Origin of the sequence: Brevundimonas sp. SL161 (genome assembly GCF_049896985.1) — a bacterium.
Classification (GTDB): Bacteria; Pseudomonadota; Alphaproteobacteria; order Caulobacterales; family Caulobacteraceae; genus Brevundimonas.
This window is the reverse complement of record NZ_JAFCVJ010000006.1, coordinates 20104-44020: the sequence shown is the minus strand read 5'-3', so window position 1 is coordinate 44020 and position 23917 is coordinate 20104. Positions and strand designations below refer to the sequence as shown.

26 protein-coding genes are annotated in these 23917 nt (G+C 67.1%); 24 read left to right on the top strand and 2 right to left on the bottom strand.

Annotated features, from left to right (window positions below; all coding sequences use genetic code 11):
- Positions 1–155 precede the first annotated feature (155 nt).
- The 11 genes from ACP7AU_RS06655 (at position 156) to ACP7AU_RS06605 (ending at position 8661) form a co-directional block, all read left to right on the top strand.
- Entirely contained in the window at positions 156–713 is a 558-nt protein-coding gene (locus ACP7AU_RS06655; RefSeq protein ID WP_426038509.1) for a NifU family protein, read from the top strand.
- Positions 714–829: 116 nt separating this feature from the next.
- Positions 830–1423, top strand: a complete 594-nt coding sequence (locus ACP7AU_RS06650; protein WP_426038508.1) for a helix-turn-helix domain-containing protein — start codon at positions 830–832, stop codon at positions 1421–1423.
- Between the two features lie 69 nt (positions 1424–1492).
- Positions 1493–1864 (top strand): helix-turn-helix domain-containing protein, encoded by a 372-nt coding sequence (locus ACP7AU_RS06645; protein WP_426038507.1) that lies wholly within the window; start codon positions 1493–1495, stop codon positions 1862–1864.
- A gap of 13 nt (positions 1865–1877) precedes the next feature.
- Positions 1878–2534, top strand: a complete 657-nt coding sequence (gene tsaB / locus ACP7AU_RS06640) for a tRNA (adenosine(37)-N6)-threonylcarbamoyltransferase complex dimerization subunit type 1 TsaB (protein WP_426038506.1) — start codon at positions 1878–1880, stop codon at positions 2532–2534.
- Entirely contained in the window at positions 2531–2962 is a 432-nt protein-coding gene (gene rimI, locus ACP7AU_RS06635; RefSeq protein WP_426038505.1) for a ribosomal protein S18-alanine N-acetyltransferase, read from the top strand. The genes tsaB and rimI overlap by 4 nt, the downstream gene beginning before the upstream one ends.
- A 42-nt stretch (positions 2963–3004) precedes the next feature.
- Positions 3005–3484 (top strand): Fur family transcriptional regulator, encoded by a 480-nt coding sequence (locus ACP7AU_RS06630; protein ID WP_426038504.1) that lies wholly within the window; start codon positions 3005–3007, stop codon positions 3482–3484.
- A gap of 55 nt (positions 3485–3539) precedes the next feature.
- Positions 3540–4946 (top strand): tRNA (N6-isopentenyl adenosine(37)-C2)-methylthiotransferase MiaB, encoded by a 1407-nt coding sequence (gene miaB / locus ACP7AU_RS06625; RefSeq protein WP_426050916.1) that lies wholly within the window; start codon positions 3540–3542, stop codon positions 4944–4946.
- The gene (locus ACP7AU_RS06620) at positions 4936–5925 is read left to right on the top strand and encodes a PhoH family protein (protein WP_426050915.1); all 990 of its coding nucleotides are present in this window, start codon (positions 4936–4938) and stop codon (positions 5923–5925) included. The genes miaB and ACP7AU_RS06620 overlap by 11 nt, the downstream gene beginning before the upstream one ends.
- Entirely contained in the window at positions 5922–6389 is a 468-nt protein-coding gene (gene ybeY / locus ACP7AU_RS06615) for an rRNA maturation RNase YbeY (RefSeq protein WP_426050914.1), read from the top strand. The genes ACP7AU_RS06620 and ybeY overlap by 4 nt, the downstream gene beginning before the upstream one ends.
- Positions 6379–7983 (top strand): apolipoprotein N-acyltransferase, encoded by a 1605-nt coding sequence (lnt, locus tag ACP7AU_RS06610; protein ID WP_426038501.1) that lies wholly within the window; start codon positions 6379–6381, stop codon positions 7981–7983. Before ybeY ends, lnt begins: the two co-directional genes overlap by 11 nt.
- Positions 7984–8247: 264 nt before the next feature.
- The gene (locus tag ACP7AU_RS06605) at positions 8248–8661 is read left to right on the top strand and encodes a helix-turn-helix domain-containing protein (RefSeq protein ID WP_425990409.1); all 414 of its coding nucleotides are present in this window, start codon (positions 8248–8250) and stop codon (positions 8659–8661) included.
- 48 nt (positions 8662–8709) lie between these two features.
- Here the strand turns inward: ACP7AU_RS06605 and ACP7AU_RS06600 are convergent, their stop codons facing one another.
- Positions 8710–9219, bottom strand: a complete 510-nt coding sequence (locus ACP7AU_RS06600; protein WP_426050913.1) for an S-type pyocin family protein — start codon at positions 9217–9219, stop codon at positions 8710–8712.
- A 111-nt stretch (positions 9220–9330) separates the two neighbouring features.
- Here ACP7AU_RS06600 and coaBC point away from each other — a divergent pair, with 111 nt between their 5' ends.
- From coaBC to pnp, 13 genes are all read left to right on the top strand, one after another.
- On the top strand, positions 9331–10560 hold the full coding sequence (gene coaBC / locus ACP7AU_RS06595; protein ID WP_426050912.1) for a bifunctional phosphopantothenoylcysteine decarboxylase/phosphopantothenate--cysteine ligase CoaBC: 1230 nt from the start codon (positions 9331–9333) through the stop codon (positions 10558–10560).
- A gap of 9 nt (positions 10561–10569) precedes the next feature.
- Positions 10570–11019: a dUTP diphosphatase gene (gene dut / locus ACP7AU_RS06590; RefSeq protein WP_426050911.1), complete on the top strand. Its 450-nt coding sequence runs from the start codon at positions 10570–10572 to the stop codon at positions 11017–11019.
- Between the two features lie 79 nt (positions 11020–11098).
- Entirely contained in the window at positions 11099–11461 is a 363-nt protein-coding gene (locus tag ACP7AU_RS06585) for a hypothetical protein (RefSeq protein WP_426050910.1), read from the top strand.
- 153 nt (positions 11462–11614) lie between these two features.
- Positions 11615–12208 (top strand): ribosome maturation factor RimP, encoded by a 594-nt coding sequence (gene rimP, locus ACP7AU_RS06580; RefSeq protein ID WP_425990419.1) that lies wholly within the window; start codon positions 11615–11617, stop codon positions 12206–12208.
- Positions 12208–13962, top strand: a complete 1755-nt coding sequence (gene nusA / locus ACP7AU_RS06575) for a transcription termination factor NusA (RefSeq protein WP_426050909.1) — start codon at positions 12208–12210, stop codon at positions 13960–13962. The genes rimP and nusA overlap by 1 nt, the downstream gene beginning before the upstream one ends.
- Positions 13963–13977: 15 nt before the next feature.
- Positions 13978–14658, top strand: a complete 681-nt coding sequence (locus tag ACP7AU_RS06570; protein ID WP_303696144.1) for an RNA-binding protein — start codon at positions 13978–13980, stop codon at positions 14656–14658.
- 128 nt (positions 14659–14786) lie between these two features.
- Positions 14787–17825, top strand: a complete 3039-nt coding sequence (infB, locus tag ACP7AU_RS06565; RefSeq protein ID WP_426050908.1) for a translation initiation factor IF-2 — start codon at positions 14787–14789, stop codon at positions 17823–17825.
- A 116-nt stretch (positions 17826–17941) separates the two neighbouring features.
- On the top strand, positions 17942–18439 hold the full coding sequence (locus tag ACP7AU_RS06560; RefSeq protein WP_426050907.1) for a hypothetical protein: 498 nt from the start codon (positions 17942–17944) through the stop codon (positions 18437–18439).
- Positions 18439–19125, top strand: coding sequence for a DUF2459 domain-containing protein (locus ACP7AU_RS06555; protein ID WP_426050906.1), 687 nt, complete (start codon positions 18439–18441; stop codon positions 19123–19125). Before ACP7AU_RS06560 ends, ACP7AU_RS06555 begins: the two co-directional genes overlap by 1 nt.
- Before the next feature lie 96 nt (positions 19126–19221).
- Positions 19222–19680, top strand: a complete 459-nt coding sequence (gene rbfA / locus ACP7AU_RS06550) for a 30S ribosome-binding factor RbfA (RefSeq protein ID WP_426038492.1) — start codon at positions 19222–19224, stop codon at positions 19678–19680.
- A 43-nt stretch (positions 19681–19723) separates the two neighbouring features.
- A complete protein-coding gene (truB, locus tag ACP7AU_RS06545; protein ID WP_426038491.1) occupies positions 19724–20653 on the top strand; it encodes a tRNA pseudouridine(55) synthase TruB in 930 nt (309 codons plus the stop codon).
- A gap of 15 nt (positions 20654–20668) precedes the next feature.
- Positions 20669–20938 (top strand): 30S ribosomal protein S15, encoded by a 270-nt coding sequence (rpsO, locus tag ACP7AU_RS06540; protein ID WP_077353982.1) that lies wholly within the window; start codon positions 20669–20671, stop codon positions 20936–20938.
- Between the two features lie 245 nt (positions 20939–21183).
- Positions 21184–23421 carry a polyribonucleotide nucleotidyltransferase gene (gene pnp, locus ACP7AU_RS06535; protein ID WP_426050905.1) on the top strand — a complete coding sequence of 746 codons (2238 nt, stop codon included), beginning with the start codon at positions 21184–21186 and terminating at the stop codon, positions 23419–23421.
- 65 nt (positions 23422–23486) lie between these two features.
- Here the strand turns inward: pnp and ACP7AU_RS06530 are convergent, their stop codons facing one another.
- On the bottom strand, positions 23487–23873 hold the full coding sequence (locus tag ACP7AU_RS06530; RefSeq protein WP_426050904.1) for a hypothetical protein: 387 nt from the start codon (positions 23871–23873) through the stop codon (positions 23487–23489).
- Between the last annotated feature and the right edge of the window lie 44 nt (positions 23874–23917).

Genomic DNA, 23917 nt, shown 5'->3' with positions numbered 1-23917 from the left:
GCGAAAGATCAATGGGCGGACGCATCGGACGCTTCGGACGGTGTTTTGGAGTGCGGACCGACCAGATTCTACGAACGATCCACACTCCGTTGTTCGAGTCTGACGCGCACGGAGCCGCCCTTGCGTACCGCCCCAGTCGAGCGCATCTCCAGCCCATGTTCATCCAGACCGAACCGACCCCGAACCCGAACGCACTGAAGTTCCTGCCCGGTCGCGATGTGGCCCCCGGCGGTTCGCGCGAGTTCCTGTCGATCGATCAGGCGACGGCCTCGCCGCTCGCCGAGGCTCTGTTCACCCTGGAGGACGTCTCCGGCGTCTTCTTCGGCGCCGACTATGTCTCGGTGACGAAGGTCGAACACGGCCGCGACTGGTCGGAGATGAAGCCGGAGATCCTGTCTGTGATCATGGATCATTTCGTCTCCGGCGCGCCCCTGCTGCGCGACGGCGAGAAGAGCGTCGATGACGGCGCCGAGGACACTGAGATCGTGGCCGAGATCAAGGCTCTGCTCGACAGCCGCATCCGCCCCGCCGTGGCCCAGGACGGCGGCGACATCCTGTTTGACGCCTTCGACGAGGAAAGCGGGATCCTGCGCTTGCGCATGCGCGGCGCCTGCGCCGGTTGCCCCTCCTCGGCCATGACGCTGAAGGCCGGGGTCGAGCAGATGATGAAACACTACGTCCCCGAAGTGACCAGCGTCGAACAGGTCATCTAGGGGCCCGCCGATCGCCCGTTTCTGACCGCAATCGCTTGCGACACGGTCATCTGCTGCTTGAGCGACGTGAAACGTTTCCGTCTCGCCTGACACTGGCGTCTGAGGCACAATCCGGCATGGCCCGCTTCGCATCCGACTCGGACGCCGCCGCCCTCGGCGAGGGACTGGCGACCCTGCGCCGCGCCGTCGGCCTCAGTCAGGCGGAGGCCGGCGCCCGCATCGGCATGACCAGCCAGGGCTGGGGTCTCTATGAAAGCGGCAAACGGCCGGGCCTGTTTCGCCCCGATGTCCAGCGCCGCCTGACGGGCGCCCTGGACGCGACACCCGAGGATCTCGCCCTGATACTGGTGCGGGAAGGTCCGTCGCCTGCACCGCCAGCGACCGGCGTCGAAAGCCTCGGCCGTGCCTTCAGTCCGCCGCCCGGGCGGCATGCCAAAGCGACCGAACGGATGCAGCTTTCAAACGACGACCTCGCGCCCTGGGCCGCGTCCGGGGTGGTGCTGGAGTTCGATCCGGGCCGCTGGCCGCGCCGGGACCAGGGCTGCGTCATCGATCTGGCGGACGGGACGCGACTGGTCCGGCTGTACCAGAGCGCCGACGGCGACCGGCTGTATGTGAAGGGCGGTCCGGCCGGACTGGGGGCCGAGACCAGTCTGGACCGCAACTCGGTATCCCGGGTGGCGGCTGTCCGCGCGAGGCTGGAGGAATGAAACGAAAAGGTTGCATTTTGCGCGGCGACATGAAACGATCCGGTCAGCAGCAAAGCCGGAGCCGCCCGCATGCCCCGTTCGCCCGCCGCCATCGACGCCCTGGTCGGACAGCGCATTGCGGCGCGGCGTGCGGCCTTGGGTCTGTCGCAGACGGCCCTGTCTCAACGGCTCGGCGTCAGCCCGCAACAGGTCCAGAAATACGAGTCGGGGGCCAACCGGGTCTCGGCGTCGCGTCTGAACGACATCGCAATCGCCCTGGGGGTCGCGCCGGGCGCGCTGTTTCCGGATCGCGCGTCGGAGAGCGACGACCTGTCACGTCTGCGTGTCATGACCGCGACGCCCGAAGGGCGAGCTGTGGCCGCCGCCTTCCCGCTGATCCGCGATCGAACCCTGAGACAGGCCCTGGCGCGGATCACCGAGGCCCTGGCGCCCGCGTCCTGATCGGGTGCGCCCGATGAGGGTGCTGGTCATCGACACGGCGCTGGACGCCTGCACCGCTGCAGTGTTCGAGGAGGGCCGCGCCCTGGGCCTGCGGTCCGAGGTCATGGCCCGCGGTCACTCCGAACGGCTGGGCGGTTTCGTCCGCGACGCGGTGGCGGAGGCCGGCGGCGGGTTCGAAGCGCTGGATCGGATCGGCGTCACCGTCGGCCCTGGTTCGTTCACCGGCCTGCGGGTCGGACTGGCCTTCGCCCAGGGACTCGGCGCGGCGCTCGGTCAGCCGGTTGTCGGCGTATCGACCCTGGCTGCCCTGGCCTGGTCCGCCGATGGCGGACAGGGAGCGACGGCGGCTGTGATCGATGCTCGCCGGGGGCAGGTCTATCTGCAGCTGTTTGAGACAGGTCACCCGGCGTCGGAGCCGGAGGCCGTGTCGCTGGAAGACGCCATCGCGCGCCTCGCCGACCGGTCCTGGCGCATCACAGGGTCGGGTGCGACCCTGGTCGGAGGCGAGGTTTCGACAGTGACCGCGCCCGACCCGGCCGCACTCGCCGCCCTGACCGTTGCGCTCGACCCCGCGAACCATCCGCCGAGCCCCCTCTATCTGCGCGCGCCCGACGCGACCCCGCCGACGCGCCTGCCCGGTCAGGCACGCCCCGTCGTCTCGGGCGCATGACGACCGTGGCCGATCCGGGCGATCTGGCCCGAGGGCTCGCTGGCCTGCACGCGGCAGCGTTCGACACGCCGTGGCCCGCGACGGCCTTCGCCGAACTTCTGGGTCAGGCCGGCGTCTTTCTGGAAGGCGACGCGGACGGTTTCGTCCTGATCCGCACCGTCGCCGACGAAGCGGAGATTCTAACTCTGGCCGTCCGGCCCGCCGCCCGCCGGAAGGGCTTGGGCGCCCGTCTGCTCCGTAACGCGACGGTTCGCGCGGCCGCGATAGGCGTGACGCGGATGTTCCTGGAAGTGGCCGAGGACAATGCTCCAGCCCGCTCCCTCTACGGCGCGCTTGGCTTCGAGGCGGCGGGACGACGACCGCGCTATTATCCGCGTGCGGACGGCCCGGCCGCAGATGCCCTGCTTCTGGTTCTCAACTTGGTCTGAACGGCTTCCCACGGGGGGTTCGCCCCTCTATCTTCACAGCCCATGGACCGGATTGAAAAACTCTGCGCCGAGCGCGGCATGCGCATGACCGAACAGCGCCGGGTGATCGCCCGCGTTCTCGGCAGCGCCGAGGATCACCCCGACGTGGAGGAGCTGTACCGCCGCGCCTCCGCCATCGATCCGCACATCTCGATCGCCACCGTCTATCGCACCGTGCGACTGTTTGAAGAGGCGGGCGTGGTCGAGAAGCACGACTTCGGCGACGGCCGCAGCCGCTATGAAGAGGCCGGCGACGATCACCACGATCACCTGATCGACACCAGAACCGGCGAAGTCATCGAGTTCTTCGACGCCGAGATCGAACGGCTGAAGACCGAGATCGCCGAACGCCTCGGCTTCGAACTGGTCGGGCACAAGCTGGAGCTTTACGGCAAGGCCATTGAAGGCGCCGAGCCGTCCAAGCGCGAGGGCCTGATCTACACGCGCAACGCTGCTCGCGTCGATCCCGGCCAGCTGTCCTGATCCTTGCCGGCTTCGTGATCTTGCAGGCCCTTGGCGCGACACCGAGGAGCGCGTCATGTCCGCGATCCTGACTGCTCCGGAGGTTGACACTTCCGCCGCCCCGATCCCGGGGCCCAAGCGGCTGTTCATCAAGACCTACGGCTGCCAGATGAACGTCTATGACTCGGAACGAATGGCCGATGTCCTGCGCCCGCTGGGCTACGCCACGACCGACGAGGTCGAAGCCGCCGATTTCGTCATCCTGAATACCTGCCATATCCGCGAGAAGGCGGCCGAGAAGATCTATTCCGAGCTCGGCAAGATGCGGGAACTGCGTGAGCGCAAGATCGCACGCGGCGAGGCGCGGATGACGATCGCCGTCGCCGGCTGCGTCGCCCAGGCCGAGGGTGAGGAGATCATGCTGCGCCAACCGGCGGTCGACATCGTCGTCGGACCCCAGGCCTATCACCAGCTTCCGGAACTGCTGACGCGCACGGCGCGGTCGCGCGGCGAGCGGATCGGCGCGGACTTCGCGCCCAACGAAAAGTTTGACGCCCTGAACGCGGGCGGCCCGTCGATGCGCGGGGTCAAGGGCTACACCGCCTTCCTGACGGTGCAGGAGGGGTGCGACAAGTTCTGCAGCTTCTGCGTCGTCCCCTATACGCGCGGCGCTGAATGGTCGCGGCCGGTCACCGACGTTCTGGCTGAGGCGCGCGGTCTGGCGGACCAGGGCGTACGCGAGGTCACCCTGCTGGGCCAGAACGTCAACGCCTATGACGGGGAGGGCGCGGACGGAAAGGTCTGGACCCTGGCGAAGCTGGCGCGGGCGCTGGCGGACATCCCCGGCCTCGATCGCATCCGCTATACGACCAGCCACCCCAACGACATGTCCGACGACCTGATCGCCGCGCACGCCGAGGTCGAGGCCCTGATGCCCTATCTGCATCTGCCGGTGCAGGCGGGGTCGGACCGGATCCTGCGGTTGATGAACCGGAAGCACGGGCGCCAGAAATACGTCGACCTGATCGGGCGCATCCGCGAGGCGCGGCCGGACCTTGCGCTCGCCGGCGAAATGATCGTCGGCTTTCCCAGCGAAACAGACCGGGAGTTTGAGGACACCCTCGATCTGGTGCGTCAGGTGAACTACGCGGCGTGTTTCTCTTTCATGTATTCGGCCCGGCCGGGCACTCCGGCCTCGACCATGCCGGGCCAGGTGCCCTCCGCGGTGATGAAGGACCGGCTAAAGGCGCTGCAGGACCTCCTGACCGAACAGCAGGTGGCCTTCAACGAAGCGCAGACGGGGCGGACGCTGAACGTCTTGTTCGACCGCAAGGGCCGCCATCCTGGGCAGGCGGTCGGGCGATCCCCATATCTGCAATCCGTGCATGTCTCCGGCGCGGATCATCTGCTCGGCCGGATCGTTCCGGTGAAGATCGAGCAGGGTAGCCAGAACAGTCTGAAAGGTGTGCTTGTTGGCGCGTGAATCCGAGTTTCTTGCGTTGGACGACGAGTCGCTGCGGGCGGTCATCGGGCCGAACAGCCGCCACGTCGCCCTGATCGAGGATGCCTTCAAGGTGTTGATCGAGGCGCCCGGCGGCGGAATCTCGATCAACGGCGGGGCTCGCGACCGGGCCAGCGCCAAACAGGTGATCGAGGGTCTGGCCCTACGCGCAGCGAAGGGCGCCGAGGTCAACGAGGCGGACGTGCGCGCCGGCATCGGCTCGGCCCGCACCGGGGTGACCGGCGGCGGGCGCCGCGTCGATCCCATGGCACTGCCTATCGGCAAGCGCGGCGCCATCGTCCCCAAGACGGACGCTCAGGCGCGCTATCTGGACACCCTGGCCAACCACGAATTGAGTTTCGGCGTCGGTCCGGCGGGGACAGGCAAAACCTTCCTCGCGGCCGCGTACGGGGCGTCGCTTCTGCGTCGGGGACAGGTGGACCGGCTGGTCATCACCCGGCCAGCGGTCGAGGCGGGCGAAAAGCTGGGCTTCCTGCCCGGCGACCTGAACGAAAAGGTCGATCCCTATCTGGCTCCGATCTGGGAGGCGCTGAACGACATTCTCGGCGCCGAGGATGTGCAGCGTCGGCGCGACAAGGGCGAGATCGAGGCCGCCCCGATCGCCTTCATGCGAGGCCGCACCCTCAGCCATGCCTTCGTCATCGTCGACGAGGCGCAGAACACCAGTCGTCTGCAGATGAAGATGGTCCTGACCCGTCTTGGGGAGGGGGCGCGGATGGTGGTCACCGGCGACCCCTCGCAGATCGACCTCCTGAACCCGCGTGACTCGGGCCTCGCCCATGCGCTGCGCATCCTGCGCGACGTGAAGGGGGTGGGGGTTCTGGAATTCGAGGCCCAGGACGTGGTGCGTCATGCCATGGTCGAGCGGATAGTGCGCGCCTATGACGCCGACGCGGCGACGGGTCGCTCGGCGCCCGACTTGGAAGACCCGGCGCGATGATCGAGGTCGAGGTCGAGGTCGAGGCCGGGGACTGGACCGACGCCATCGACGAGGTCGAGGCCGTGGTCGAACGGGCGGCGGTGGCGGCTCTGGGCGATAGAGAGGGTGGCATCGTTATCCTGCTGACCGACGACGAAACGGTGCGCGACCTGAACGACCGGTTCCGGGGCAAGGACAGGCCGACCAACGTCCTGTCCTTCCCGGCCGCCGAAATGCCCGGCGTCGCCGGTCCGACGCCGCTTGGCGACATCGTCCTGGCCTACGGCGTCTGCGCGGCTGAGGCCGGGGAACAGTCCAAGACCCTGCGCAATCATTTGACCCATCTGGTGGTGCACGGCGTTCTGCACTTGCTGGGGCGCGACCATGAGGTCGACGCGGAGGCCGAGGTCATGGAGGGAGAGGAGCGCGTGATCCTTGCCAGCCTTGGCGTATCCGACCCATACACGCTCCCGCATGACGACTGAGCTTCTCCAGAAATCCAGCGACGCCCTGAACCGGGCCCTGGATGGGCGTCTGGCCCGTATCGGCCTGGCGCTGATCGCCGGCATCGGGGCGGCCCTGGCGCATCCCCCATTCGGTATCTTGCCCGGCCTGTTGGGCTATCCGCTTCTGATGCTGCTCGCCGAACGGTCGGGGTCGGTGCGCGGCGCCTTCTGGATGGGCTGGCTGGCCGGGTTCGGCTATTTCGGCGTCGGCTGTTGGTGGGTCGCCGAGGCCTTCCTTGTCGACCCGGCCCAGGCCTGGATGGCGCCGTTCGCCGCCAGCCTGTTACCTGCCGGTATCGGCCTGTTCTGGGGGATGGCGACGGCCCTATATCGCCGGTTCGCGCCGGATGGCTTGCTCCGCGTCCTGTTTTTCGCTGCCTGTTTCGCCCTGCTGGAATGGCTGCGCGGCCATGTGTTGACGGGCTTCCCGTGGAACCCGGCGGGGGCCAGTTGGGCCGCCGGTTCGGCGGGCTCCCAGTTTGCGGCAGTGGTCGGGGTCTACGGGCTGGGGTTCGTGACGGTCGCGGCGACCTGCGCGTTTGCCCCCCTGTTCTCGCCAGGGTCCCGCAAGGCGCGGGCGGGCGTCGCCCTGACCGGCATCGTCATCCTCTCCGCCCTGGTCATCGGCGGTACAGTCCGGCTGGCCGGAGCGCAGGTGCGCGACACCGACACCCTGGTCCGCATCGTCCAGGCCGACGTGCAGCAGGAGTCCAAATGGTCGCCGGAGACCTACCGCTCCATCGTCGATCGTTACGTCAATCTGACCGCTCGCGCGGGCGCGGCCGAACCCGATGTGATCGTCTGGCCTGAAGGGGCCTTGCCGGCCAGTTTCAACGACGTCTTCGCACCCAACTCACCTGACGGCTCGGCCATCGCGCGGGCCGTCCAGCCGGGCCAGACCCTGCTGATGGGATTGCCCCGGGGCGAGGTAGGGCCCGATGGCCGAGCGCGGTACTACAACAGCCTGTTCGCCATGGCCGATGAAGGCGCCGCCGGGCTGAGAGTCACCGCCGTCTATGACAAATACCGGCTGGTCCCGTTCGGCGAGTTCCTGCCGCTGGGCGGTTTGATGGGCGCGATCGGCGTGCGCAGCCTGGTGCATATGCCCGCCGACTTCAGCCCGGGCCCCCTCCCGACGCCGATCGACCTGCCGAACGCGCCCAGGGTCCAGCCTCTGATCTGCTATGAAAGTCTGTATCCGGGGTTCACGCCGGGCGCGGGCGGCAGGCCTGAATGGATCGTCAACGTGTCCAACGACGCCTGGTTCGGCGCGACCTCGGGACCGATCCAGCACCTCAACCTCGCCAGCTATCGCGCCATCGAAACAGGTCTTCCGGTGGTGCGGGCGACGCCCACGGGGGTTTCGGCCATGATCGATCCCTGGGGCCGGGTCATCGACGGACGGCGACTGGACCCCGGCGAGAGCGGGGTCATCGACGCCCTGTTGCCGCAACCGGTGGGGATCACCCCCTACGGCCGGGTCGGCGACCTGTTTTTCTGGCTGCTGGTGCTTGGCGGGGTGGCGCCGGCGGCGATCTTGTTCGTCAGGGCGCGCCGGGCGGTCCACAGATGAGAAGCGCTCCAGCTTGACCAGAGAAGACGGGTTGGGCCGCAAGGTCACAGTCCCTGCGCGCGCTGCTTCAAAGCCGCCCGAAGACCGTGCTGAGAGAGCCGTCGAATCGATCAAGGCGTTGAGGTCAGGGGATGTCTCGTTGTGACCTACAATCGCAGTCGCGGGCGTGGCGTCGGTGTAATCTTCATTTCCCAGAAATCAGATGACAGCTTGGCCGGACGAGCGCATGAGGTCGCCGGTTTCAATCAAGGCGTATGACGAGCAATGGTTAGAGGTGTCGGCGAGGATGGTCCCCACCCGGTGGACCGCCATGTGGGCAGACGGGTGTGCGAGAAGCGCATCAGCCTGGGTTATAATCAAAGCGACCTGGGTCGGGCGCTGGGACTGACCTTCCAGCAGATCCAGAAATACGAGAAGGGCGCCAATCGCATCTCGGCGTCCAAGCTGTGGGACATCGCTCGCTTCTTCAAGGTGGACGTCGGATACTTCTTCCAGGGGTTGAGTGCTCAACCGGGAATGGCGGAGGGCGAGGCTGGCGCGGCCGCCTTCGATCACGACTTCCCCTCGACCCGATACACCATCGAGATCGCGCGGTTGGCCCCGCAACTGTCCAGCCGTCAGCAGAAGTTGGCTCTGGACATGATCCGCGAGATGACCGGCAAGCCCGAAGAGGCCTAGGCTTCCGTTCAGGCCGCCATCGCCCGATGCGTCCCGACGCCCCGGCCGTCAGTTTTGGGATCGCCGCTGGCCGAAGGTTGGGGCCGCAGCCTTCTGGACAGCCCAATAGGTCGGGCCGTCGTCGGGCTTGAACATGGTGCGCGCCGTGCCGTCCCGCGCCACGACGGCGAAGGTGTTGGTCGAGGCCTGATAAAGCAGGGTGTCACCGTTTGGACGCGTCGCCGTGTCCGTACCGGCAGGCGGCCGCGACGTGAAAGCGGTGATCTTGTCCAGAAAGTCTTCGGCCGACCGCGAGCCAAAGTCCGCGCCGTTGCGGTCGTAGAGGCGCTGGATCTTCTCATCGACCGTCTCGCGGCGGTTTGCGGTCAGGACCGTCGTCTCGGCCCCGTCCGTGTCCGACGAGCTTGTTCCGGTCGAAGACCCCGCGCCCGATGTCAGGCTAACGTCGGCCCCCTCTGTCGTTCGATCCCGCGTTTCGACCGCTGAATCCCCGTTGCCGCAAGCCGTCAAGGTCAGCAACGCTGCGAAGGCGACGCCTGTTGTCATCCAAACTCTCATCACACCCTCCATTTGAAACCCGCAGAAGAGACTTAGCCACAGGTTGTTTGTTCTTGCAATGTTCTTTTTCACCGTCTCGACGGCGTGCCCCGCGGAGGCTAGACCGGCGTCATGTCCAGCACGGCTCTGACGACCCGAAAAATCCTGCTGATCGTTGGGGGCGGGATAGCGGCCTACAAGGCGCTGGAGTTGGTGCGACTGCTGAAGAAGGCCGGCTGCGAGGTGCAGGCCGTGCTGACCGCGAGCGGATCGGAGTTCGTCACCCCCTTGTCGCTGGCGGCCTTGACCGGAAATCCCGTTCGGATGGGCCTCTTCCTGCCCGACGAAGAGACGACAATGAGTCATATCGAGCTGTCGCGCTGGGCCGACCTGGTGGTCGTGGCGCCGGCGACGGCGGGGCTGATCGCCAAGGCGGCGAACGGCATGGCCGACGACCTCGCTTCGACCACGCTTCTGGCGACGGACAAGCGGGTGCTGCTTGCGCCGGCGATGAATGTGCGGATGTGGCTGCATCCAGCGGTGCAGGCCAATGTCACGCGGTTGAAGGGGTTTGACGGTTTCCACGGCGTGGCGGTCGTCGGGCCGGACGACGGCGAGATGGCCTGCGGCGAGTTCGGCCAGGGGCGGATGGCCGAGCCGGCGGCGATCCTGGCCGCGATCACCGATCTGCTGACCGGTCCCGACCGACGGGCGCTGGCGGGGCGGCGGGCGGTGGTGACGGCGGGTCCGACGTTCGAGCCGATCGATCCGGTGCGGGGCCTGACCAATCGGTCCAGCGGCAAACAGGGCTACGCCATCGCCGCCGCCCTGGCCGTGCGAGGCGCCGAGGTGACCCTGGTTTCAGGGCCGACGGGTCTGGCGGTTCCAGTCGGCGTCACCCGGATCGACGTCGAAACGGCGATGGAAATGAAGGCGGCGACTGAGGCGGCGCTTCCAGCCGACATCGCGGTGCTTTCGGCCGCCGTCGCGGACTGGCGCGTGGACACGGTCGCCGGCGGCAAGATCAAGAAGGCGCCGGGCGGGCCGCCGACGCTGAGCCTGATCGAGAACCCGGATATTCTGGCGGGCATCGCCGCGCCCGGAGTGAACCGGCCAAGGCTGGTGATCGGCTTCGCCGCCGAGACCACAGACCTGGAGGCCAACGCCCGGTCGAAACTGTCGCGCAAGGGCTGCGACTGGATCGTCGGCAACGACGTCTCGGCCGATGTCTTCGGCGCCGACGGCAATACGGTCCTCCTGGTGACCAGGGAGGGGGCCGATGCCTGGCCGCGCCTTTCCAAGACCGAAGTGGCTACCCGCCTGGCCGACCGCATCGCCAATCATTTTTCTCCCAAAGCCTGAGAGTCTGCCTTGAGCACCCTTCGGATCCTGCGCCTGCCCCATGCCGAGGGCCTGGCCCTGCCCGCCTATGAGACCGCCGGGTCCGCGGGCGTGGATCTGAGGGCCGCGGTGCCCGAGGACGCGCCGATGACGCTGGAGCCGGGCGCGCGGGCTCTTGTGCCCACGGGGCTCAGGATCGCGCTGGAACAGGGCTGGGAGGCGCAGATCCGGCCGCGCTCGGGCCTCGCATTGAAACATGGGATCAGCGCGCTCAACACCCCGGGGACCATCGACAGCGACTATCGCGGCGAGGTGGGGGTCATCCTGATCAACCTGGGCCAGGAGCCGTTCGTCATCAAACGCGGTGAGCGCATCGCCCAGATGGTCATCGCGGCGGTGGCCCAGGCGACCGTGGTCGAGGTGGAGACCCTGGACGACACGGCGCGCGGCTCCGGTGGTTTCGGCTCCACCGGCCGATAAGGTCGCATCCATTCCCGCAGACCGGCGTTAACCCTGCCGACGGCCAAGCTGGGCCCTAGCCAATCCGGAGCGTCGCGTGATGGAAGAGGTCCTCGCCCAGCTGGGCAACCTGCTGCAGGGGTTGTTCGCCCTCACCCAAACCGGGTTCGACAGCGTCAACCAGGTGGTGGGCCTGGTCATCGCTCTGATCGCCGCCTTCATGATGCCGGCGTGGCGCAGCCTGTTCAGCACCGCCCTGGGCGCGACCCTGGTCTATATCATCGTGGGCTTGCTGAGGCCGATGCTGGACGGGGGCGCGTTCGCCCTGCCGGATCTGATGAGCATGACCTTCTGGATGACCGTCCTGGCCCTGTTCCTGGCGTTCTCGGTGATCATCGCCGTATTCTTCTTCCTCAGGAGCCTGGTGGGCGGCGGACATCGCCATCGGGCCCATGCCCACTAGGAACCGGAAGGCGGACGTTCGCGTCCGCCCTTTCCCTTTCGACGGGACGGAGCTATAGGGACTCCCACATCGTTAGACCGGCGTCCAACGGCGTCGTTCAAAGCGGCGGCCTTGGATGGCCGACCGCTTTTTCTTTTGCCCGGATTTCCCTGCTTGCGCGCCAAGACCGTCGAAGACCGCCAGATCCTGGAGCTGATCGATCCCGTCGCGGAATCGATCGGGCTGGACATCGTGCGCGTGCGTCTGATGGGCGGCACCCTGCGTCGCCGCCTTCAGGTCATGGCCGAGCGCCCGATCGACAATGACATCGACGTCGGCGAATGCGCCCGTCTGAGCCGCGCCATGTCCGAGGTTCTGGACGCCGCCGATCCGATCGCCGGCGAGTATCTGCTGGAAGTCTCGTCGCCCGGCATCGACCGGCCGCTGACCCGGCTCAAGGATTTCGACCTGTACGAGGGTTTCGAGGCGCGACTGGAATCCGACCGGATGATCGAGGGCCGCAAGCGCTTCAAGGGCATCGTCGCCGGCACGGATGGCGACAACATCGCCATCGATCTGGACGGCGAGGAAGAAACCGCCCTGATCCCCTTTGACTGGCTGGTGGACGCCAAGCTTGTCATGAACGACGCCCTTTTGAAGCGCGGGGCCGCTATCCGCGCCGCGCGGGGCGAACCCGAAGACGACGGCCTGCCAGAAGGCGCGCCTGAAGACCAAAACAACGCAAAGACTTCTGAGGACGACGCCTGATGGCCGTGACCGGTATTTCCGCCAATCGCCTGGAACTTCTGCAGATCGCCAATGCGGTCGCGCAGGAAAAGAACATCGACCGCGAGATCGTGATCGAGGCTCTGGAAGAAGCCATCCAGAAGGGCGCCAAGTCGCGCTACGGTGCCCATCACGACATCCGCGCCAAGATCGACCCGAAGACCGGCGAACTGGCCCTGACCCGTCACGTGACCATCGTCGAGGACGACTGGATGCCGGAAGACGAGCTGGAGGAGTTCAACGATAGCGCCATGGTCCGGCTGACCGATGCGTCCAAGCGCGATCCGGAAGCCGTCGTCGGCAAGGAATATGTCGAGGACCTGCCGCCGTTCGAATTCGGCCGCGTGCAGACCCAGATGGCCCGCCAGGTCATCACCGGAAAGGTTCGCGAGGCCGAGCGCGCCAACCAGTACGAAGAGTTCAAGGACCGCGTCGGCGAGATCGTCAACGGCACCGTCAAGCGCGTCGAATACGGCAACACGATCGTCGATCTCGGCCGGGGCGAGGGCATCATGCGCCGCGACCAGTCGATCCCGCGCGAGGTGTTTAACATCGGCGACCGGATCCGGACCTACATCTACGACGTCCGCCCGGAGGCCAAGGGTCCGCAGATCATGCTGTCGCGCGCGCACCCGGGCTTCATGGCCAAGCTGTTCGCCCAGGAAGTGCCGGAAGTGTACGACGGCGTGATCGAGATCCGCGCCGCCGCCCGCGACGCCGGCTCGCGCGCCAAGATGGCCGTGCTGTCCAATGACAGCTCCATCGACCCCGTCGGCGCCTGCGTTGGCATGCGCGGCTCGCGGGTCCAGGCCGTCGTGGCCGAGCTGCAGGGCGAGAAGATCGACATCATCCAGTGGAACCCGGACGAGCCGACCTTCATCGTGAACGCGCTCGCTCCCGCCGAAGTCTCCAAGGTCGTGCTCGACGAAGAAGCCGACCGCGTCGAGGTGGTTGTGCCCGACGAGCAGCTGTCGCTGGCCATCGGCCGTCGCGGCCAGAACGTCCGTCTGGCCTCCCAGCTGACCGGCTGGCAGATCGACATCATCACCGAGTCGCAGGACTCAGAGCGTCGCCAGCGCGAGTTCTCGGAACGCACCCTGCTGTTCCAGGAAGCCCTGGATGTTGACGAGGTCATCGCCCAGCTGCTGGTCACCGAAGGCTTCGCCACGGTCGAGGACCTGGCTTTCGTCGAGAACTACGAAGTCGCCGAGATCGAAGGCTTCGACGAGGATACCGCCGAGGAACTGCAGGCCCGCGCCCGCGACTATCTCGAGAAGCAATCCGCCATTCTGGACGCCAAACGCGTCGCCCTGGGCGTGCTGGACGAGGTCATGGCCGTTCCGGGTGTGACCCTGCCGATCGCCGTCGCCCTGGGCGAGGGCGGCGTCAAGACGGTCGAGGACCTGGCCGATCTGGCCACCGACGAAATCCGCGGCGGCTACGAGATGAAGAACGGCGAGCGAACCAAGGTCGCCGGTGTTCTGGAGAGCTTCAACCTGGCCCAGGAAGACGCAGAACTGCTGATCCTCCAGGCCCGCGTGGCCGCCGGCTGGATCGATGCCTCGGAACTGCCGCAGCCGCCGGAGCCTGAGTACCAGGAAGGCGGCGAGTACGCCGAAGGCGACTTCGATCCTGAAGCCGTGTTCGACTCCGCCCCGGAGGACGACGCCGAAGCCGAGGTCACCGCTGATGACGCCGAGGTCGAAGACGACCTCGCGCCGACCCCAGACGCGTGATGGGGTGCGCCGTTCATGAGCCTTCGCGACGCGACGATCGATAGAGAGCGCCGGGACCTGGTGACCCACCAGGCCATGGATGAATCTCGACTGATCCGTTTCGTCGCCGGACCGGACGGCGCCGTCGCCCCCGACCTTGGAAGGAAACTTCCCGGTCGCGGCATGTGGGTGGAGGCCTCGCGGGCCTCGATTGACGCCGCCGTGAAGAAAAATTTGTTCTCACGCTCGGCCAAGGCCCAACTGAAGCCGTCGGCCGATCTCGCCGACACGGTCGAAACCCTGCTGATCCGGCGCTGTCTGGATCAGCTGGGTCTTGCCCGGCGCGAAGGCGTGCTTATCTCCGGCTTCGAGAAATCCGCCGCAGCGATCCGCTCGGGCAAGGCCGCGTGGCTGATCGAGGCCGCCGACGGATCGTCCGACGGGCGCGGAAAGCTCGTCGCCCTGGCACGACATCAGACGACCAAGGTCTGCGGCGCTTTCAGTGCGGACGATTTGAGTTTGGCCCTCGGGCTGGAAAATGCGATACACGCCGTCCTGCTGCATGGCGGCAGAGCCGATCGCTGGACCATCGAGGTCGAACGACTGGCGGGATTTCGATCGCTTCGGCCTGCGGCCTGGGACACGGACCATCCGGGTTCCTCAAGCGGGAACGGGTCGAACGAGGACCCGAAGGACGAGCCTGAACGGGCGGATTGACGGGCGGGGTCATGCCTCTTTCGAGAGGCGGACGCCGCACGGCTTTTTGCGTTTCCAGGTTTTGGCGTGACGAGACGACTTTTGACTAAGACGCGGCGGAATTCTCCGCCCTCGAGTAAAGCGACCGGATGAGCGACGAGAACGACAAGACCAACGACGGCCAGACTCCGCAGGCCCCCACCGGAACCCCGTCGACGACGGGACCACGGGCGCCTCTGAGCCTGAAGCCGCGTGCCGTGGGATCGGTCCCGACCGGCACCGTGCGCCAGAGCTTCAGCCATGGCCGCACCAAGACGGTGGCGGTCGAAATCAAACGTCGTCCAGGCGCTCCGGTCGGCGGGCATCAGCGCCCGCAGGGCTTCGACGTCGCGCGTCCGCGTTCCGACGCTCCCGCTCCGCAGACCTCCGCGCCGCGTCCGCAAATGCAACAGCCCGCTGGCGGCCGACTGTCCAACGAGGAACAGGAAGCCCGTCGTCGCGCCATCGAGACGGCGACCCAGGCCCAGGCCGAACGCGCCGCCGCGCAGGCCGCCGAACAGGCGCGTCGCGACGCCGCCGCTCGTGATCAGGCCGCCGCTACGGCCGCCGCCGCCAGCGCCGCCCAGGCCGAGGCCGCCGCCGCCCGCGCCGCCGCGGAGGCTGCACGCGCCGAAGCCTCCAAGCTGACCGCCGCCGCACCCGCCCCGACTGGCAAGCCTGCCGCTCGTGCGCCGCTGGCTCCCAAGCCCGCCGCCGCGCCGCCGCCGCCGGCCCCGGAGCCCGTCGCTCCGGTCACCGCCGCGCCCGAACCGGCTCCGGCCGCTCCGGCGCCGGTTGCCCCCGCTCGCCCGGCCCCGCCGGCGCGTCCTGTGGTCAATTTCGGCCAGCGTGTACCCAAGGCCCCGAACCCGGCCCGAGCGCCCATCGACCGTCCTGCCTTCGGCGCTCGCTCGGCGCGCGAAGAAGCCATGGGGGGTGGTGAGAAATCCTACTCCGACCGTCCGGCCAATGCCCGTCCGACCGGGGCCCCCGCGCGTCCGGCCGAGCCCGTTCGCTATTCTGCGCTGAACCCGCGTCCGGCCCCCGGCGCCGCCCGACCGGGAGGTCCGCGCACCGGTCCCGGCGGTCGTCCCGCCCCGAACGCGCCTCCGGCAGAGGCCAATGTTCTGCGCCCGGCCCGCGCGCCCGGCGGCGGTTTCGCCAAACCGTTGAAGCCCGAGGACGATCGCGACAAGCGTTTCTCCGACGCCGGCAAGGCTGTAAGCCGCACGCGTGGCGAGCCCAAGCGCCGTGAAGGCCGTCTGACCATCCAGTCCGTGGCCGGCGACGGCGATACGGCCGAGCGCATGCGTTCGCTGGCGTCGGTCCGCCGCGCCCGCGAACGTGAGAAAGAGAAGCGCAAGGGCGGGTCCACCGACGCGCCGAACCGCCCGCGCGAAGTCATCATTCCTGATGTCATCACCGTACAGGAGCTGTCCAACCGGATGGCTGTGCGCGGCGTCGACATCATCAAGTTCCTGATGAAGCAGGGCCTGATGATGAAGATCAACGACGTCATCGATACCGACACCGCCGAACTGGTGGCCGACGAATTCGGCATGACCGTGCGTCGCGTGTCCGAGTCGGACGTCGAGGCCGGCTTCCTGTCCGACGACATCGACGACGAGGCGACGACGCCCCGCGCGCCGGTCGTGGCCATCATGGGCCACGTGGACCACGGCAAGACATCGCTTCTGGACGCGCTGCGCACCACCGATGTGGCGGCGGGCGAGGCCGGCGGCATCACCCAGCACATCGGCGCCTACCAGGTGAAGACGCCGAACGGCGACGCTGTGACCTTCCTGGACACCCCGGGCCACGCGGCGTTCAGCGCCATGCGTACACGCGGCGCCAACGTCACCGACATCGTCATCCTGGTGGTGGCGGCCGATGACGGCGTCATGCCGCAGACGATCGAGAGCATCCAGCACGCGAAAGCCGCCGGTGCTCCGATCATCGTGGCTGTCAACAAGATCGACAAGCCGGACGCCGATCCCCAGAAGGTCATCAACGAACTGCTGCAGTACGAGATCATCGGCGAAGCTCTGGGCGGCGACACCCAGATCGTCGAGATCTCGGCCAAGGCGCGCACCAATCTGGACGGCCTGCTCGAGGCCATCCTGCTGCAGGCCGAGGTCATGGACCTCAAGGCAGATCCGGAACGCTCGGCCGAAGGCGTGGTCATCGAGGCCAAGCTGGACAAGGGTCGTGGCCCGGTCGCGACTATCCTCGTCAAGCGCGGCACGCTGAGGAAGGGCGACCTGGTTGTCGCCGGTTCCAGCTTCGGCCGCGTCCGCGCCCTGCTCAACGAGCGCGGGGAACAGCTGACCGAGGCCGGTCCGTCCGTGCCGGTCGCGATCCTGGGTCTGGACGAGGCTCCGAGCCCCGGCGAACCCCTGGCCGTGGTCGAGAACGAGGCCCGCGCTCGCGAGCTGACCGAGTACCGCGCCCGCATCAAACGCGAGAAGGCGACCGGCGGCATCAACCAGGTCAGCCTGGTCGATATGATGGCCAAGCTGGGATCCAAGAAGATTTCGGAGCTGCCGGTCCTCATCAAGTCGGACGTCCAGGGCTCGGGCGAGGCCATTCAGGGCTCGCTCGAGAAGATGGGCAACGACGAAGTCCGCGCCCGGGTCATCTATTCCGGCGCCGGCGGCATCACCGAGTCGGACGTGCAGTTGGCCAAGTCGGCCGGCGCGCCGATCCTGGGCTTCAACGTCCGTGCCTCGAAACAGGCCAAGGATCTTGCCGAGCGTGAAGGCGTGGAGATCCGCTACTATGCGATCATCTACGACCTGCTGGACGACATGAAGGGCGTGCTCTCGGGGATGCTGGCCCCGCTGCAACGCGAAACCTTCCTGGGCAACGCAGCCGTGCTGCAGGTGTTCGACATCTCCAAGACTGGCAAAATCGCCGGTTGCCGGGTGTCCGAGGGCGTCGTCCGCAAGGGCGCCAAGGTCCGAATTATCCGCGACGACATCGTCGTGCTGGAACTGGGCACGCTCGCCACGCTCAAGCGCTTCAAGGATGAGGTCAACGAAGTGCCGTCGGGCCAGGAGTGCGGCATGCATTTCCAGGGCTTCCACGACATCAAGGTCGGCGACTACATCGAGTGCTTCACCGTCGAAGAGATCCAGCGCACTCTCTAGCAGGGCACTACCGCTCGCGACGCGGTTGCTCGCTGCTTGAGCGCGAGGTTGGTGTGATTGGGAGGTCGACAGCGTCGGCCTCCCTTCCGCCGCAAGTCGCGGTTTGAAGTGATGCCATGCTACACCGTATGCTCGCCGTTCTGACGCTCGTCGCCATCGCTACGCCGGCGGCGGCAGATACTCGCTATCTCGCTTTCGACCCGTCCGACCGGGTCACGACCGCCCTGACGCGCGGCGTGACGCTGGAGGTGGAGCGCGGCTGGTTCGGCGCAGTCAGCGTCCGGCGGATCATCTCCACAACGGCGCGCGGTTCCGCGACCGTCGCGCGCGGCGGCCCGGATGAGGCGAGACGGGTCCTGCCCGAGGGTGCCTCCGAGAGTACAGTCTATTCTCTTGCACAGGAAGGCGACGGGCGAGGCCTGGCCCGTGCCCTTTGCCCCGGGGCCGACGCCGCCTTCCTCGTGCTCGGGCGCGTGCGCGCCGGGCGGCCGATCGTCATGCACGGTGCAGGACGCTGGCCGGACGGGGCGTTCCGGCACTGCGTAACCCTGTCCTACGACTACCGGGGCGAATGGAGCCTGCCGCCCCGCGCCTCGGCAGCCGAGACGGACTGATGCGGATCGTGGGGGCGATGCTCCTGGCTGGAGCGCTGGGACTGGCCTTCGCCCTGTGGACCTGGACCCGTCCGGGTGATCCGGCCTTGCTCTCCCATACCGAAGCCGGCGTCACCGTCCACGTTCTCAACAATGGGTTCCACACTGATCTCGCCGTGCCCCGGGCGGTGCTGGAGGCCGGCGGCGGGCCCCTGGCCGAGGCGTCCCGCTCGATCGGACCGGGCGACTGGATACTGATCGGCTGGGGCGACGCGAAATTCTTCGTCGACACGTCTCCGATGGAAGAGCGGCTCCCCGACGGCCTGCGGGCCTTTTTCTGGCCTGGCAATGCCTCGGTCGTCATGCTGGACCCGGAGAAGGGCAACCCCGCAGGGCGTTTCACGCCCGACAACCGCCGCACGCTTGTCCTGTCGCCTGAGGCCTTCGCCGGATTGCGCGGGCGGGTCCAGGATTCGCTGACGCTCGTCGAGGGCCACCCCCGCCTGTCCACGGCGCGGGACGGCGACGGCGCGCATTTCTTCGCCAGCCGGGAGCATTTCTCGATCGGCTACTTGTGCAACAACTGGACGGTGCGGGTGTTGAATGCGGCGGGACTGCCCGTCCGTCCATTGCGTTCAGTGACGGCGGGAGAGGTCATCGCCGCCGTGGATCGCGCTGAATTGGACACCGGCGCCAGACGGGACTAGACCGCGCCTCTTTTTGTTTCGCCGCTGTCAGAAGGCTCCGACGCGGCGTCGCTTCCCGGCCGGGTCCGATCCCCGGCGGCGAACAGGACGAACGCCATGAGCAACCGAAAATCCTCCAAACCCGCCGCCAAGGCCGGAACCGTGAGCCAGCGCCAGCTGCGCGCCTCGGAAATGATCCGCCACGCCCTCGTCGAGGTGATGCGCGAGAACGAGATCCGCGATCCCGCCCTGATCGGCGTCTCCGTGACGGTCACCGAGGTGCGTCTGTCGCCGGACTTGAAGCACGCCACCTGTTTCGTCGAGCCGCTGGGCGCCGGGATCGAGACATCGGACACCGCCGGCCACATCGACGAGATCATCAAGGCGTTGAACGAACACGCTAAATTCTTGCGCGGCGCCCTGGGCCGCCATATCGACATGCGTTTCACGCCGGACCTGCGCTTCCGCCACGACGAGAGCTTCGCCGCCGCCGAACGCCTGAACCGGCTGCTGGACGACCCCCGCGTCCGCGCCGACTCCTTTGTGCCGCCTGTTGAAGACGAGGACGAGGATTGATGGTCCGGCGTCAAGCAGCGCAAGGCGCGGCAGGCCAGGCCTGATGGGCCGGCGCAAAAAGGGCCTGGTCGTCAACGGCTGGGTGTGTCTGGACAAGCCGTTCGAGATGGGCTCGACCGACGCCGTGTCGAAGGTCCGCCGCCTGTTCGATGCCCAGAAGGCCGGGCATGCCGGGACGCTGGACCCTCTTGCCAACGGTATCCTGCCGATCGCCCTGGGCGAGGCGACCAAGACAGTGCCCTTCATGATGGAGGCGGAGAAGGTCTATCGCTTCACCATCAACTGGGGCGTATCGACCGATAGTGTGGACCGCGAGGGCGAGATCGTTGCCCGTTCCGATGTGCGCCCGACAGCCGAGGCGGTCCGCGCGGTTTTGCCGACCATCGTCGGCGAGATCGACCAGACCCCGCCCCGGTTCAGCGCCATCAAGGTCGACGGCCAGCGAGCCTATGACCTGGCCCGCGAGGGCGCGGACTTCGAGCTGGAGAGCCGCCGGGTCACCATCCACGAGGCCGAGGTCACTGATGCGCCAGACGCCGACCATGTCGAACTGACCATTCGCACCGGCAAGGGCGTCTACGTCCGCTCGCTGGCCCGCGATCTGGCGGTCATGCTGGGCGCCGAGGGGCATGTCTCGGCCCTCCGACGCGAGCGGGTAGGGCCGTTTTCAGTCGAGAACAGCGTCACGCTGGATTTCCTGACCGATCTGGTGCATAGGGACGCCGCCTTGGAAGGCCTACTGCCCGTTTCGACCGCCCTGGACGACATCCCGGAACTGGCCGTCACGGAACAGGACGCCTTCTCGCTTCGTCAGGGACGACCGATCGTTCTGCTCCCCCGACAGGTCGAGACGCTCAAGAGCCGCCTCCGGGACGGCTCTCGCACCGTTTCCGCCTTTCAGGGCCAGACCCTCGTCGCTCTCGGTCAGATGCGGGCCGGCCGGCTAGAACCCGACCGCGTATTCAATCTCTAATTCTGGAGAAACACGATGTCGATTACGCCAGAGCGTAAGAACGAAGTCATCGCCGAGAACGCCCGCACTGCAGGCGATACCGGTTCGGCCGAGGTCCAGGTCGCGATCCTTTCGGAACGCATCGCCAACCTCACCGAGCACTTCAAGACGCACAAGAAGGACAACCACTCGCGCCGCGGCCTGCTCAAGATGGTCTCGCAGCGTCGTCGCCTTCTGGACCACCTGACCAAGGTCGATAAGGAGCGTTACACCGCCCTGATCACCAAGCTGAACCTGCGCCGCTAAGCGCAGTTCTGCGGAACAGTTTCGAGGCGCGGGCCACGTCCGCGCCTCTTTCCGCATCCAGAGACCAGCCGCGCACCACGGTTTTTACTGGTGCAGACGCGAGGGCCAGAGCGGTCCTCTTTAACTCCCGGATCGATCGCGATGGCGCGGCGGTCCATGGATCGAAGGACTGAACGCCCGACGCATCCAGCCCCACTGATGGGAACCCGCGCGGAATACGCCGCCCGGGCTACGAAAGACGAAACATGTTCGATATCAAACGCAAGACGATCGACTGGGCCGGCCGCCCGCTGACCCTGGAAACGGGCCGTATCGCCCGCCAGGCCGACGGCGCCGTTCTGGCCACCTATGGCGAGACCATCGTCCTCGCCACTGTCGTCTACGGTCGCGCGCCCAAGCCGGGCCTGGATTTCTTCCCGCTGACCGTCAACTACCAGGAAAAGACCTTCGCCGCCGGCAAGATCCCGGGCGGCTATTTCAAGCGTGAAGGCCGTCCGACCGAGAAGGAGACCCTGGTCTCTCGCCTGATCGACCGTCCGATCCGCCCGCTGTTCGTCAAGGGCTTCAAGAACGAGACCCAGGTCGTCATCACCGTGCTGCAGCACGATCTCGAGAACGATCCCGACATCGTCGGCATGGTCGCCACCTCCGCCGCCCTGACCCTGTCGGGCGTGCCCTTCATGGGCCCGATCGGCGCCGCGCGCGTCGGCTATATCGACGGCGAGTTCGTGCTGAACCCGACGCTGGACCAACTGCCCGACTCGCAGCTGGACCTTGTCGTTGCCGGCACCAAGGACGCCCTGATGATGGTCGAGTCCGAAGCCAAGGAACTGTCCGAGCAGATCATGCTGGACGCCCTGATGTTCGCCCATCGCGGCATGCAGCCGGTCATCGACGCCATCATCGAGATGGCTGAGCACGCCGCCAAGGATCCGTTCGACTTCTCGCCTGAGGACCACTCGGGCGTCGTCACCCAGATCCAGTCGCTGGTCGGCGAGGACATCAAGGCCGCCTACACCCATCCCGGCAAGCATGCCCGTCATGAAGCCGTCGGCGCCGCCAAGAAGAAGGCCTCGGCCGCTCTGGTGAAGACCGCCGAGAACCCGGACGGCGTCGATTCCGCCAAGTTCGGCGTCGCCTGGAAGGAATGCGAAGCCCACGTCCTGCGTCGCGACATCATCGACAACGCCCACCGCGTCGACGGGCGTGCACTCGACAAGGTCCGCGACATCGTTTCAGAAGTCGGCATCTTCCCGCGCACCCACGGTTCGGCCCTGTTCACCCGCGGTGAGACCCAGGCCATCGTGGTCGCCACCCTGGGCACCGGCGAAGACGAGCAATACGTCGACTCGCTGGCCGGCACCTACAAGGAGAAGTTCCTCCTGCACTACAACTTCCCTCCCTATTCGGTCGGCGAGACCGGACGTATGGGCGGCGCGGGCCGTCGGGAAATCGGTCACGGCAAGCTGGCCTGGCGGGCGATCCGTCCGATGCTGCCGACCGCGGAAGAGTTCCCCTATACGATCCGCATCGTGTCGGAGATCACCGAGTCCAACGGTTCGTCCTCCATGGCTTCGGTCTGCGGCGCCTCGCTGGCGCTGATGGACGCGGGCGTACCCCTGAAGAAGCCCGTCTCGGGCATCGCCATGGGCCTGATCCTGGAGCCGTCGGGCGAGTTCGCCATCCTGTCGGACATCCTGGGTGACGAAGATCACCTGGGCGACATGGACTTCAAGGTCGCCGGCACGCGTGACGGCATCACCTCGCTGCAGATGGACATCAAGGTCGCCGGCATCACCGAAGAGATCATGAAGAAGGCCATCGCCCAGGCGTCGGCCGGTCGTCTTCACATCCTCGATGAGATGGACAAGGCCATCGACGGCGCCCGCACCGAACTGGGCGAATACGCGCCGAAGATCGAATCCATCAAGGTTCCGGTCGACAAGATCCGCGACATCATCGGCACCGGCGGCAAGATCATCCGCGAGATCGTCGAAAAGACCGGCGCCAAGATCAACATCGAGGACGACGGCACGGTGAAGATCGCTGCCTCGGATCAAGAGAAGATCGACGCCGCCAAGAACTGGATCTCGTCGATCGTGTCCGAGCCCGAGCCCGGCATGATCTACTCCGGCAAGGTCGTGAAGGTCGTCGACTTCGGCGCCTTCGTGAACTTCTTCGGCGCCAAGGACGGCCTGGTCCACGTGTCCCAGATCTCGCTGGAACGCGTCGCCAACCCGGCCGACGTCCTGTCCGAGGGTCAAGAGGTCAAGGTCAAGTTCCTCGGCTTCGACGATCGCGGCAAGACCAAGCTCTCGATGAAGGTCGTCGACCAGTCGACGGGTGAAGACCTGACGGACAAGATCAATGCCGAACGCGCCGAACGCGGCGAGCCTGCCCTGACCGAGGACACCGGCGGCGGCGGCAAGAAGCGTGAAGGCGGTGGAGGCGATCGCGGTCGCAGCCGTCCGCGTCGCGACTAAACGTCGGCGTTAGCCCTGAAATGAACGAGGCCCCGCTGGCAACGGCGGGGCCTTTTTCTATGGGGTCAGGCCGAGCACTCGGCGGGCCGGGCCTCGCCCGGACCGTATTGGCCGCAGGAGCGGTCGATCTCGTCCTGGATCAGGGTGCAGGAGTTGGCGGGATTGCATGGCGGGTGGCTGGCCGGGCTGACCATGGTGCAGCGCTCCGCCAGCCTGACAGCGGCGGCCTCGCCGATGCTGTCCGCGCAGGTCCGATCGGCGGCGCCCAACAGCTCGCCCTCGGGCGACGAGGCTTCTTCCTGGGGCGGAGCGTCGTCTGGCATGACCGGCGTCTGTTCGACGGTGGCTTCCGCGGTCGCGGTCTCTTCTGCGGCCGGAGCCGTCTCGGGCGAGCCGCAGGCGGCGAGCGACAGGCCGAACGCAAGGGCAAGGGCGGCGGGCACACGAACCATGGCGGCGTCTCCGGGCGATCTGGAAGGCGCGACGATGACGCTGT